Source organism: Haladaptatus salinisoli (genome assembly GCF_020614375.1).
Lineage (GTDB): Archaea > Halobacteriota > Halobacteria > Halobacteriales > Haladaptataceae > Haladaptatus > Haladaptatus salinisoli.
In genome coordinates this window covers 862,044-874,681 of sequence record NZ_CP085327.1, presented here as the reverse complement: position 1 = coordinate 874,681, position 12,638 = coordinate 862,044, and the positions used below count along the sequence as shown (strand labels likewise).

General features: G+C 64.6%; 11 protein-coding genes and 1 pseudogene. 2 read left to right on the top strand and 10 right to left on the bottom strand.

What is annotated here, in order from left to right; all coding sequences use genetic code 11:
• Window positions 1-20 precede the first annotated feature (20 nt).
• Entirely contained in the window at window positions 21-1,088 is a 1,068-nt protein-coding gene (locus tag LIX00_RS04880) for a M42 family metallopeptidase (RefSeq protein ID WP_227355080.1), read from the bottom strand.
• 243 nt (window positions 1,089-1,331) lie between these two features.
• Here LIX00_RS04880 and LIX00_RS04875 point away from each other — a divergent pair, with 243 nt between their 5' ends.
• Window positions 1,332-2,528, top strand: a complete 1,197-nt coding sequence (locus LIX00_RS04875; protein WP_227355079.1) for a PKD domain-containing protein — start codon at window positions 1,332-1,334, stop codon at window positions 2,526-2,528.
• A gap of 45 nt (window positions 2,529-2,573) precedes the next feature.
• On the opposite strand, the gene LIX00_RS04870 is transcribed toward LIX00_RS04875, so the two are convergent.
• The 8 genes and pseudogenes from LIX00_RS04870 to LIX00_RS04835 all read right to left on the bottom strand — a co-directional run bounded on the left by LIX00_RS04870 (window position 2,574) and on the right by LIX00_RS04835 (window position 9,974).
• Complete coding sequence (locus LIX00_RS04870; protein ID WP_227355078.1) at window positions 2,574-3,590, bottom strand: M48 family metalloprotease; 1,017 nt, start codon at window positions 3,588-3,590, stop codon at window positions 2,574-2,576.
• Window positions 3,591-3,700: 110 nt separating this feature from the next.
• The gene (pfkB, locus tag LIX00_RS04865; protein ID WP_227355077.1) at window positions 3,701-4,609 is read right to left on the bottom strand and encodes a 1-phosphofructokinase; all 909 of its coding nucleotides are present in this window, start codon (window positions 4,607-4,609) and stop codon (window positions 3,701-3,703) included.
• Window positions 4,606-5,364, bottom strand: coding sequence for an HTH-type transcriptional regulator GlpR (gene glpR / locus LIX00_RS04860; protein ID WP_227355076.1), 759 nt, complete (start codon window positions 5,362-5,364; stop codon window positions 4,606-4,608). Before glpR ends, pfkB begins: the two co-directional genes overlap by 4 nt.
• A gap of 105 nt (window positions 5,365-5,469) precedes the next feature.
• A complete protein-coding gene (locus LIX00_RS04855; protein WP_227355075.1) occupies window positions 5,470-5,646 on the bottom strand; it encodes a hypothetical protein in 177 nt (58 codons plus the stop codon).
• Window positions 5,643-6,767 carry an ABC transporter ATP-binding protein gene (locus tag LIX00_RS04850; protein ID WP_227355074.1) on the bottom strand — a complete coding sequence of 375 codons (1,125 nt, stop codon included), beginning with the start codon at window positions 6,765-6,767 and terminating at the stop codon, window positions 5,643-5,645. The genes LIX00_RS04855 and LIX00_RS04850 overlap by 4 nt, the downstream gene beginning before the upstream one ends.
• Before the next feature lie 54 nt (window positions 6,768-6,821).
• Window positions 6,822-7,742, bottom strand: coding sequence for a carbohydrate ABC transporter permease (locus LIX00_RS04845; protein WP_227355073.1), 921 nt, complete (start codon window positions 7,740-7,742; stop codon window positions 6,822-6,824).
• Window positions 7,739-8,659 carry a carbohydrate ABC transporter permease gene (locus LIX00_RS04840; RefSeq protein WP_227355072.1) on the bottom strand — a complete coding sequence of 307 codons (921 nt, stop codon included), beginning with the start codon at window positions 8,657-8,659 and terminating at the stop codon, window positions 7,739-7,741. Before LIX00_RS04840 ends, LIX00_RS04845 begins: the two co-directional genes overlap by 4 nt.
• 25 nt (window positions 8,660-8,684) lie before the next feature.
• Window positions 8,685-9,974 (bottom strand): annotated as a pseudogene (locus LIX00_RS04835) (ABC transporter substrate-binding protein).
• A gap of 359 nt (window positions 9,975-10,333) precedes the next feature.
• Between LIX00_RS04835 and LIX00_RS04830 the strand changes: the two are divergent.
• On the top strand, window positions 10,334-10,867 hold the full coding sequence (locus LIX00_RS04830) for an SCP2 sterol-binding domain-containing protein (protein WP_227355071.1): 534 nt from the start codon (window positions 10,334-10,336) through the stop codon (window positions 10,865-10,867).
• 276 nt (window positions 10,868-11,143) lie between these two features.
• Here the strand turns inward: LIX00_RS04830 and LIX00_RS04825 are convergent, their stop codons facing one another.
• Window positions 11,144-12,577 carry an FAD-binding oxidoreductase gene (locus LIX00_RS04825; protein WP_227355070.1) on the bottom strand — a complete coding sequence of 478 codons (1,434 nt, stop codon included), beginning with the start codon at window positions 12,575-12,577 and terminating at the stop codon, window positions 11,144-11,146.
• Window positions 12,578-12,638 lie beyond the last annotated feature (61 nt).

The window sequence follows — 12,638 nt, the reverse complement described above, 5'->3', positions numbered from 1 at the left end:
GCGAGGCGGCGGCCGACCCCTCACCGGGGTCGGCGAATCTCGTCCCGCCCCGGAAACTCGCGTCCGAGCGCCGACAGCAGCACCTCCGCGGTCTCCTCCGCGTCGCGCATCGAGAGCGTCTCGACCGGCGAGTGCGTGTAGCGGCAGGGAACCGCGATGGCTCCGGCGTGGCGACCGCCGCGCACCTGCTGGAGTTCGGTCGCGTCGGTCGACCCGGAGAGCATCACGTCGTGTTGAATCGAAACGTCCGCCGCGTCCGCGGCGTCGCGGAGCCACGTTCTGGTCTGCCTGTCGACGATGACGCCGCCGAAGAGGTACTCCGAGGTGCCGTCGGCGAACTCGACGACCGGACCGCCGTCCAGCGTCGCGTTCACGCCGTCGCTCCTCCCGGCGGGGTAGTCGTCCACCGGGAAGATCTCGAGCGCGACGCCGACGTCCGGGTCGACGTCGTGTCCCGCCGCCCGCGCCCCGCGGAGACCGACCTCCTCCTGCACGGTGGCGACGTAGTGAACCGTGGGGTCGACGTCCTCCTCGCGCGCGACGGCGAGGAGGATCGCCAGCGCGATGCGGTCGTCCAGCGCCCGCCCTGAGACGCGGTCGTTTGCGAGTTCCGAGACGCCGCAGTCCCACGTCGCGTAGTCGCCGGGTTCGACGTTCAACGCCGCTACCTCCTCGCGGGAAGCGGCCCCGACGTCGATGCGGAGGTTCTCCGGTAGGGACTCTTTCTCCTCGCCGCTCATGTAGTGTCGACACCGCGGACCGACGACGCCGAGGACGCCGTCGGGACCGACGCGAACCCGCTGACCGGAGAGATTCCCCTTGTAGTGCCCGCCCAGCATCCGGAACCGGAGGAAGCCGTCCTCGTCCACGTCGTCGACGAGGAAGCCCAGTTCGTCGGTGTGGGCCGCGAGCATGATTTCGAAGTCGCTTCCCTCGCTCGTGGCGACGACGTTCCCCATCGGATCGAACGAGACGTCGTCCACGTGCGGCTCTATCAGTTCGGCGAACCGGTCGGCGACGGCGTACTCGTTTCCGGGCGCACCGGCCGCTTCGACCAGCGTTTCGAGGTCATCGAGCGAAACGTGCATGGGCTATGCGTGTCCGAGCGGGGGTTAACCGTTCGGGTAACCGCAATCCGGACGCCGAGACCGGACTGCGGCCACGACCGTCCCGAACGTTTTCCAATTCGGCAAACCATACTGCGTTGAAAATGTACGGAACACCAACGTAATATTTCCGATAATTATGCATAATTATGTGAAAGGACCTTCTTTTTTTGGACGAAAACCAAAAAAACATAACCCAGTACTTCAACGACCAACTGGACAGCAATGACAACACGACGCACGTTTTTGACGGCGGCCGGCACCGCGGGACTACTGGGACTCGGCGCGGTACAGACGAGCGGTCAGAGCGAAACGTCGTCCGTTTCGAGGGAGTCGTTCACCCTCATGAGCGGGACCGACAAAGCGACGAAGGTGTACGTGACGAAGGCGGATCAATCCGGGCCGACGGCGCTCATCGTCGGCGGGATGCACGGGAACGAGGAGGCGGGATACAAAGCCGCGGCGAAGATCGCCGAGTGGGACATCGCGCGCGGGACGCTGGTGACGATTCCGAAGGCGAACGCCGAGGCCGTCGCGCAGGATTCGCGGACGTCCGACGGCGACGGCGACCTGAACCGCCAGTTCCCCACGGGCGAAGCGCCGGAGACGGAACTGGCGCGCGCAATCTGGGGCGTCGTCGAGGAGTACCAACCGGACGTGGTCGCGGACCTCCACGAATCGGTCGGCATCTACGACGGCGACATGGTCGGCGGCGTCGGGCAGGCGATCTTCTACAACTGGGAGGAGGCGGCGTCCGCCGAGGCCAAGGAGACCGCGAACTACCTGAACGAGAACTACGTCTCCCGCGACGGGTACGAGTTCTCGACGGACGCGTTCTCCCCGTCCTCGAACGAACCGAACGGTTTATTCACCCACAAGGCGGCCCGAGACGCCGGCGCGCGCGCCTACCTCGCGGAAGTAACGTCGAAGGACACCTCGCTCGACAAGCGCGTGCAGTGGCACACGAACCTCGCCCGGCAGCTCGTCGAAGAGGAACTCTTCGCGACGTCGGGCGACGGCGGGGACGGCGGCGGCGGAGACGACGGCGGCGAGGGTAACGACGGCGGGGACGGCGGCGAAGGGAACGACGGCGGAGGCGGCGGTGGAAACGACGACACCGGCTCCGGCGACGAGAAGAACGAACCGCCCGTCGCGCGGATTCGGACGAGCCCGAGCAACGTGAGCGACGGGTCGCTCGAAAGGGGCCAGACCGTCACGCTCGACGCGTCCAAGTCCGAGGACGGCGACAGCGAAATCGTGGAGTACATGTGGGACCTGGACGGCGACGGCTCGTTCGAAACCGCCGGGAAGAAGACGAAGCTGACGGTGAACAAGTGCGGAACCTACCAAGTCGTCCTGCAGGTGACCGACGACAAGGGCGCGAAGACCACCGACGAGGTCACCATCACCACGGTGAAGTAGACGAACGCAGGACCTTTCGCTTCTCTCGCGTTGAAACGCGGACGACTACGAGGTGACCGCTCCTTCGAGCGCCCGCAATCGCTCCACCCGCGCCTCGACCGGCGGATGGGTTCGCGTGAGGCGCGCCACGAGAGGCCACTCCGTCGCGAATCGTGACGTTCGGGGATGGTAGGAGTCCAATTCGAAAGCGAAGGGGTCGTCTCCGTCCGAAGACCGCTCCTCGGGGACGATACAGAACTCCTGAATCGACGAGTGACGCGACCGGAGGTCTCGGGTCGGCGACGCCTCGACACCGTCCAGTTTTCGAAGCGCGGTCGCGACGACGGCGGGGCTTCCGGTTATCCGCGCCGCCGCGCGGTCGGCGGCGTACTCGCGGTACCGCGTCAGCGCGCTCACGAGGAGGTAGCTGACGAACCACGACGCGGTGAAGAAGACGTGGAACGCGGCCACGACGATGTCCACCCCGTTGGCGTTCCGCCGGCGGTTCGTGCGTCCGGCGCGCGAGTTCGGTTCGAGGTGGGCTTTCGTTATCGACGCGCCTCGACCCGCGAGCACCGCGCCGACCGCGGCGACGGTCATCACGGCCCCGTCGCGATTCTTGACGTGCGCCATCTCGTGCGCGACGACGGCTTCGAGTTCGTCGGTCGAGAGGAGCGCCACCAATCCTCGGGTCACGACGAGTCGACTTCGGTTCGGGAGGACACCGACGGTGTAGGCGTTCGGGACCGACGAATCCTCGATCGCGACGGTCGGCATTGGGAGGTCGAGTTGGCGCGCGACTCGCCCGACGACCGCCGACAGTTCGGCGGCCTCCTCGCTCGAACGCTCGTGAACGGGGGTGAGACGGAGTTCCAGCGGACCGCCGACGATCACTTGTGCGGCGACGAGGAGGCCGACGACGGCGACGAAGAGAGCGAGACCGGCTTCGGTGCCGAGGAGGAGAACCAGCGCCCGCGCTAACGCGACGCCGAGGAGTGCGGTGACCGCGAGGCTCAGACAGAGGGTCGCCACCATCCGCACCACGAGGCCCCAGTCCCGGCTCGCGCCGTTTTTCGGTGACATCTACCGCGTGGGAGCGTACCGTGTACGGATAGTTCCACCGCTACGACGGCCGATCGGACGGGGGTCGGCGCGGAAACGTTCCGGTGAGGGCTCCCGTTGAGCGATCCGATTCAACCGACGTGGAGCGGAATCTCGGTCGCTTCGGTGCGGACGTTCGCCATGTCGGGAATCGTCGTTCCGGGAACCCCGACGACCCGGGAAGCGACGGTGACGCCGACCCTGATCGCGATCCTGTCCGTCTGTCCGCGGGCGAGCGTCGAGAGCACGCCTGCGAGCAGTCCGTCGCCCGCGCCGACGGTATCGACCACGTCGACGTCGAGCGATTCGGCGTGAAAGACGCCGTCGTCCGAAGCGAGGAGCGCCCCGTCGTCGTCCAGCGAGGCGATGACGCGGTCGAACCCCCGTTCGTGAAGCGCCGCCGCGGCTTGAGCGCACTCCTCGACGGTGTGTACGGGCATCCCGGTCGCGCTCGCCAGTTCGTCGCGGTTCGGTTTACAGAGCGCGTACTCGGCCGCGACGCCCGTCAACAGATCCCCCTGCACGTCGACGACCGTCTCCCACGACCCCGCGTTCGCGATGCGGTCGACGGCCGCCGGGCCGAGGTTCGGCGGGAGGCTTCCGGCGACGACGACGATCTGGGGGTCGTATTCGCGTATCTTCCCGACGAGTTCGCGGACGGTTTCCGCTTTGACCCCCTGCCCCGACTGGTTGAGCTTGTACTCGGCGTCGGGGGCGAGTATCGTCGTGTTGAGCCGCGTGCAGACGTCCATCTCGACGAAGTCGTTCGGAACCTTACACCGGGTGAGCTGATCCTCGATGTACCGGCCGAGAAACCCGCCGACGAGTCCGGTGGCGAGCGTCTCCACCCCCAGCTCGGCGAGGTACTTCGAGACGTTGATTCCCTTCCCGCCGGGGTCGTACTGCTCCGTGCTCGACCGGAGCACCCCGTCCGGTTCGACCGGGGAGTCGACCGTCACGGTGTAGTCCACGGCCGGATTGAGCGTCACCGTCAGAATCATGTTCCGACCCCGTCCACGAGTTCGACGTTCGCCGCCTCGAACGACTCCCGATACTCCGACGCGAGCGAACCGTCGGTAACGTAGGCGTCCACGTCGTCGAACTCCGCGAATCGGAAGAAGCTCCGCCGACCGAGTTTGCTCCCGTCGGCGACGAGCACCACCCAGCTCGCCCTCTCGCACATCAGCGATTTCACCCGCGCCTCGTCCTCGTTCGGCGTCGTCAACCCGGCGTTCGGGTGGATACCGTTCGTCCCGAGAAAGAGGAGGTCGAAGTTCGTTCGTTCGAGGAACTGTTCGCCGGTCGGCCCGACGAGCGACCACGTCGAGCGGCGGAGCGTTCCCCCGGTGACCTTCACTTCGACGCCCGCCTCAGCGAGCTGCATCGACACGAGCGGCGAGTTCGTCGCCGCGGTGACGGACGCGGTCGGGGGGACGTTCTTGGCGACTTCGATGGTCGTCGTTCCGGAGTCGAAAAAGATCACCTGATTGTCCTGTATCTCGGCGGCGGCTCGTTCGCCGATCGCGCGCTTGGCGTCTCGGTTCTGAACCTGTTTCTGTCCGTAGGTTCGTTCTTCGCCGACGGTTCTAGCGGGGAGCGCGCCGCCGTGCGAACGCTCGAGGCGGTCGTCGTCCTCGAGGTCGCGTCGGATGGTCGCCTCCGAGACGTCGAGTCGGCCGGCGAGGTCGGTGACGGTACAACCATTCTCTTCGGTAACCAGGTCGACGATCTTCCGCTTGCGTTCGTCGGGCAACATGTGTTCATTCGATCCGACTCGGTGGCGAGTCGGTGGCGTATCCTTCATTTTTCGCGGGTTGTCAGTTATTATAACGTCTGCGTCGGGGTCGTTAGGGCGGTCGTCTCAGTCCGAGAGGAGGACGAGAAACGCCAGCGCGATTCCGGCCCCCGCGGCCGCGGCCACGGTTCCGCCGTAGGCCTCGATTCGGTAGTTGTACGCCGCGAGGAGCGCCATGAGACAGCAGACGACGACCAACAGGAGTTCTCCGTCGACCGTCGGTCGGGTCGGCGTCCGCGTCATCGAAGCGTCGCCTCCGAGGCTTCCGAGCGTTCAGCCGGCGTGTACGTCAGCGATTCGCCGGTGTCGGCGTCGAAGTAGTGGAGCGACCGCCGGTCGAATTCGACGTTGACGCGGTCGGTGCGTTCGACCGGAACGTCGGGTTCGACGGAGGCTTTGATGCTGACGTCGTCGCCGAGGTCGAGTTCGAGGACGGTCTTTTCGCCCTGCGGTTCGACGACTTCGACGAGCGCCGGGAGTCCGTCGGGGCGGAGGGTGACGTTCTCCGGCCGGATGCCGACGATGATTCGGTCGCCGAGCTTTCCGTCGAGCGCGTCGCGGTACGAGTCGGGGACCTCGTGTTCGAACGGGCCCGCGTCGACGACGAGCGACCCGTCGCGGCGCATCAACGTCCCTTCGACGAAGTTCATCGACGGACTGCCGAGGAAGTCGGCGACGAACAGGTTCCGCGGGTTCGCGTAGACGAACGTCGGATCGCCGACCTGTTGGATCTCCCCGGCGTCCATGACGGCGATCTGGTCGGCGAGCGTCATCGCTTCGATCTGGTCGTGGGTGACGTACACCGTCGTCGTCGACAGCTTCTCGTGGAGCTTGTTGAGTTCGGCGCGCATCTGCACCCGGAGCTTCGCGTCGAGGTTCGACAGCGGTTCGTCCATCAGGAACACGTCGGGTTCCCGGACGATGGCGCGGCCGAGCGCCACGCGCTGTTGTTGTCCCCCGGACAGCTCCGCGGGACGCCGGTCTAGCAGGTCGGATATCTGGAGGAGCGCCGCCGTCTCGGCGACCCGCTCTTCGATGATCGACTCCTCGACCCCGTGTTGTTCGAGGCCGAAGCGCATGTTCTCCTCGACCGTCTTATGCGGGTACAGCGCGTAGTTTTGGAACACCATCGCGATGTCCCGTTCGTACGCTCGGCGGTCGTTCACCACCTCGTCGCCGATCTTGATCTCGCCGTCGGTCGCGCGTTCGAGGCCGGCGACGAGCCGAAGGGTCGTCGTCTTCCCGCAGCCGGACGGGCCGACGAGCACCGTGAACGACTCGTCGGGGATGTCGAGCGAGATGCCGTCGACCGCGACCACGTCGCCGAACCGCTTGACCAGCGCGTCGAGCGTTACTTCAGCCATCGATACCACGTCCGTCGTTGGTGTGTCCGCAGTGCATGATGTAGTCGGTGTGCGTCATTCTTTCACCGCCCCTTGCGTGAGTCCGCTGACGATGTACCGCTGGAAGACCAGCCCGAACAGGATGCCCGGGAGCGCCGCGATCATCCCGCCCGCCGCGAGGTGCGCCCAATCGATGAAGTCGTCCGCGACGAACAGCGATACGCCGATGGGAAGCGTCTGGGCGGCTTCCGACGACGTGAGCACCAGCGCGAAGACGAACTCGTTCCACGAGAAGATGAACGCCAGGATGGCCGTCGCGGCGATGCCCGGCTTCGCCACCGGGAGGATTATCTTGAAGAAGCCCTCCCACGTCGAACAGCCGTCGACTTTCGCCTGTTCGTCCAGCGACCGCGGCACGCCGTCGAAGTAGTTCTTCATTATCCACACGGCGAAGGGGAGGTTGAAGAACGTGTACGTCAGGATGAGCGCTATCTTCGTGTTGTAGAGGTTACCCGTGAGGCCGCCGATGAGCGGCGGTTCGGACATGATCTCGAAGAACGGAACGATGAGCGCGATGGGCGGAATCATCCGCGCCCCGACGATGGACAGCAAGAGCGCCTTGTTTCCGAGGAAATCGTACCGGGAGAACGTGTAGCCCGACAGCGTTCCCAGCGTGACGCAGATGAACGTCGTCGTGGAGGCGACGATGAGGCTGTTCAGCGTGTACGTCTCGAACGGTCGGTTCCGAAAGATCTCGACGTAGTTCGAGATCGTCGGGTCGTGGGGGTAGAACGTGGGGGGAAACGACAGCGTCTCCGCCGGCGCTTTGAGGCTCGTGATGAGGATGTAGTAGATCGGGAACCACACCACGAAGACGTACAGCCCGAGCACGCCGTAGGCGACCAGTCGCTCCCGAACCACGCTCGACCACTCGTCGTCGGTACTCAGTCCGAACTCCTCTCGAATCCGAGTCAGCGCCGTCGTTTTCGTGCTCATGTTTCGTAGGGCGTCCCTCCGAATACCTTGTAGAGAACCGCGACGATGGCGAACGTGACGGCGAGCATGACGACGCCCAGCGCGGCGCCCTCGCCGGTGTTACCGAACACCATGGCGGTGCGATAGAGCCACGACGCCCACACTTCGGTCGACTTTCCGGGACCGCCCTGCGTCATCACCCAGACGAGGTCGAGCGCCCGGATGTCGAAGATGATGCGGATCGTGAGCGCCACCAGAATCGAGGGTTTGAGGAACGGGTAGGTGACGTTCCAGAAGCGCGACCACCGACTCGCACCGTCCACCTCGGCGGCGTCGTAGAGCTGCGCGGGCACGTTCTGCAGACCCGCCAGCAGGATGATGATGATGAACGGCGTGAACACCCAGACGTCCGCGATGATGAGCGCCATCATCGCCAGCGTTCCGTCCGAGAGGAACGCGATCTGGTTCGAGACGATTCCCGTCCGGACGAGCACGCCGTTGATGGCACCGTACTGCGTCTGGAACATCCAGCGCCACATCAGCCCGCTCATCACGTAGGGGAGAATCCACGGCACGATGACCGCCGTTCGAATCCACCCCCGACCTTTCAGGTCTTTGTTGAGTAGCGTGGCGATGCCCAGCCCCAACAGGAACGACATCGAGACGCTGCAGCCGACGTAGATGGCGGTGTGCTTCGTGAACTCGACGAACGCGGGGTTCAACACCCCGCCGTCCGAGAGCAGAAGTTGCTCGAAGTTCCGGAGGCCGACGAAGGACTTCTCCTGCGTGATCGGGTTCGTGAAGAAGAGACTCGACCAGAGGAGTTGCGCCGTCGGATAGACGATGATGCCCGCGATCCAGAGAACCGTCGGGCCGACGGTGAGCGGGACGAACAGCTTATCGAGCCGTCGTCGTAGTGAAGGTGTGTTCTCTGCCATATTGAAACGATGATCGGTACCCGAACTACAGGATACCGCTGTTCTTGTACAGCTCTTTGATGTTCTTCTGAGCCGTCGAGAGAGCCGACTTCGGGTCTTTCTTGCCGAGGAACGCGGGGGTGATCTCCGAGGAGAGGGCGTCGTCGACCTGCGGCTGCAGGCGGTACACCTCGCTCTTCGCGTTCTCGAGGTTGAACTTCATGTTCTCGCGCAGCTCCTTCGGGAACTTCTTTTTCACCTCCGAATCCTGGTACACCTCCGGGATGACGGCGGGATTGCCCTCGACGATCATGTCCGTCTTCGCCGATTCGGGGGTGCTCATGAACTCGGCGAACTTCTTCGCCGCCTTCTTTCGCTTGGAGAAGGCCGAGACGCCGATGGCGTTCGAGTCCTGGAACGTCGCCCGCGACGACGGTCCTTTCGGCGGTTTGGCGATGCCGAGCCGACTCTTCTTCCACCCCTCGTTGAGCGCGCGCGACCCGAGCGGCGTCCAGCCCTCGACGGTGGCGAACTTCCCGCCGATGAAGGAGTCGCCGATGTTCCCCTCGTTCATACTCGACATGCCATCGGGGATGAGACCCTTCTTCCGCAACGGCGTCAGGAAGTCGTTGAACACCTTCGCCCCCGTCTCGGCGAAGACGGGCTCGTTCTTCTCGTTGAACAGTTGACCGCCCGCCTGCCAGAGGAACTGCTTGAACATGAACACGTCCTTGTTCGCCCACGTGAACGCGAACGCGGACTTGTCGTTCCCGACCGTATCGCCCAGTTTGAGCACGTCATCCCACGTGTCCGGCGGTTTCGAGATGCCCTGTTTCTCGAAGTACTGCTTATCGTAGAGGAAGTTGCCCCATTTGCCGAGCTACGGGGCCATGTACACCTTCCCGTCGAACGTGACCAACTTGCGGAGGTTCTTCGGATACTTCTTCATGTGCGAGTCCGAGAGGCCGAGCGGTTCGACCCAGTTCGCGGCGACGAAGTCGGCGAGCCACCACGTCGGTCCGTTGAAGGCGTCTACCTTGGTTCCCTCGTTGCGCCACTGCGTGATGAGCGTCGTCTTCAGGTTGCTCCACGGAACCTCGTTGACGTCGACTTTGATCCCCGTCTTCTTCTGAAATCGGTCGATGTTCTTTTTCGTCCCGGGGTCGTCTTTCAGGCTTCCCGCGTTGTAGAAGACGATCTTGTCGGCGGTCTTCCCGCCCGAACCGTCGCCGTTCTTCGAGGAGGAACAGCCGGCGAGGGCGGCTATTCCGCCGACGCCGATTGCACCCACCGAGCGAATGAACGTACGTCGCGAGTGGTTGTATTTATCTACCATGACATCTACAACCATATAGAACGTACGTTATAAATGTTCTACAAAAACATCAGATTCGAACAGAAACAATCACCGCGTCGTCGGGAGGTCGCTGGAAGAACAGTTCCAGTTTTCCACCGGAACGACGGTGTATGCTCGGTATCGGAGGGATATCACTCCGTTTTTCAGCGATCGGGATGTGCTCGTATCTGATTTTTTCTGCCCTCGACCATCGAGTTCGTATTCGAATCCGTTCGCACGAACGACGCAGCGTCGACCGAAACGGTCTCCGAACCGCCGTCGCTCGGCCTAATAAAGCCCCGTCGATGCGACGGAGAATCTTGATTCTCCTCGCTGCGCGACTATTCGGACGAATTCGCATGGTAGATAATGACTATCCAGAGCCGTTGTACTTCCCCAGTCAAGCGTGGTTCTCCCGGTACGAGGAGACCATCAACGACGACGACGAGTACAACGAGATGAGCGAAGGGTGGGGCGTCGGGTTCGACGGCGACATCGTGTTCGAGATGACCGACATGCCGGTCGACGAACTCGATGTCGCGGCGATGCCGGAGTACCTACAGGACGAACTGGACGAGTACATGACCGAGACGGAAAACGGCTACACGGGGTACGCGTACCTCGGGCTGGAGGACGGTCGGTGTACGGGGTCCGACCTGATAACCGGGCCCGAGGCCGTGGACAACGGCTTCCACCTCACCGCCCACAACGAGGACTGGGAGGCGCTCCTTCGCGGCGACACCGACATCATCCAGGGGCTGATGAGCGGGAAGTTCGAACTCGACGGCGACATGCAGAAGATACTGCAGTACTCGGACTCCGCGCAGCGACTCACGTCGCTCGCCGCGTCGATAGACGCGCAGTTCGCGCGCGAGAAGTACATAATCGAGTAGCGAACGTCCGTCGTCCGTTCCGAAACCGTGCGGAGTCCGCGAGCGTCCGACAGTCGTCGGCGTCGGCGCCCGTGAGCGTCGCGCGGGGGAGGTCACCGCATCGGAGCTCCGCCGGCGCGAGCATCGTCTCCTCCGCGTCTTCGCGCGTATCGTCCACGTGTCGCGGTCGTTACGCTCGGAGTTCGGGGCCGCTAAAAGCTCGGCAAGGGCCCCGTCCGGGGCGTTTTAACCGGTCGATGCGGTTGCGAAGGAGACGCTCCGTGTCGCGGACTCGGCTCACTCCGGCCGGATGTTCCGGTTCACGCGGAACACGTTCTCCGGATCGTACTTCCTTTTGATCTCGACGAGACGGTCGTAGTTGTCGCCGTAGGTCGCTTCGATTCGCTCCTCGCCCTCGTCGGCGGTCTGGAAGTTGATGTAGTTGCCCCCGGTCGAGAAGCGCCGGAACCGCTCCCACGCGTCGCGGACCCACTCGCGGTACCGTTCGCCGTCCGGGTCGTCCGGCTCCCACATGCCGGCCGCGCCGTACGCGAACCGGGCGTCGCGATTACCGACGGCCCCGTCGTCCCGGTCGTGCTCGTTGAGCGCCCCGCCGATGTGCGCGACGATCATCTGGCCGCTCCGGACGGGGTTCTCCGCGGCCAGGTCGCGCATTGTCGACAGGAAGTCGTCGCTCGACTCGGCCGTGAACTCGGTCTTCCAGTAGTAGTGCTTGCCCTTGGGCTGGGTGGCGTCGAGGAAGGACTGCAGCTGCGTGAAGGGTTTTTCCCCCAACAGGTCGAAGACGGGGTCCCCGAGCGCTCGGATGGGGGCGGTCACGTCGTCGGTATCGGCCAGGTCGCCGCTGTAGCAGACGGCCATGGCACAGATCCGCCTGCCGTGCCACTCCTCGGGGACGAAGGGTGCCGGCGGGGCCCGACGCATGACCAGGAACGCGGTGAGTTCCCTGGGCGCGTCGGCGGTGAGTCCCCGGTAGGTCTCGATGACCTCGTCGGCTCGCTCGAAGGGCCAGGCGACGAGTCCGCCGTAGACGGTCGGGCCGACCTCGTGCAGTCGGAAGGTGAACGACGTGACGACGCCGAAGTTGCCGCCGCCGCCGCGAACCGCCCAGAAGAGGTCCTCGTTCTCCTCGCGGTTGGCACGGCGGACCTCCCCGTCCGCGGTGACGATCTCGACTTCGAGCAGGTTGTCGACCGTGTACCCGAACCGCCGGGTCAGGTAGCCGAACCCGCCGCCGAGCGTCAGGCCGGCCAGGCCGGTTTCGGAGACGAACCCGGCCGGCGTGGCGAGTCCGTGGAGTTGCGTCTCCCGGTCGAGATCGCCGAGGAGACAGCCGCCCTGGGCTATCGCGGTCCGCTCCTCGGGGTCGACGATGACCCCGCGGAGTCGCGACATATCGATGGTCAGGCCGCCGTCGGCGAGCGCCGTGCCCGCGATGTTGTGACCGCCGCCCTTCACCGAGAGCAGCAGGCCGTGGTCGCGGGCGAAGTTCACCGCGGCCACGACGTCCGCCGTCCCCGTCGGCTGGACGACGAGCGCCGGCGTCCTCTCGATCATGCCGTTCCAGAGCCGCGTCGCTTCACGGAAACCCGCGTCCTCCGGGGCGAGGAGCGGACCGCGCAGTCGCTGGCGGAACGCCTCGAGCGCTTCCTCGATCAGCGTGGTCGTCGCTCCGTCTCGGGTGGTGATGGTAGTCCTGGCTAGGGTCATCGATGAGAACACCAATTATGACATACGTTACCAAACACCAAAAAGATGGCCGACGACCGTC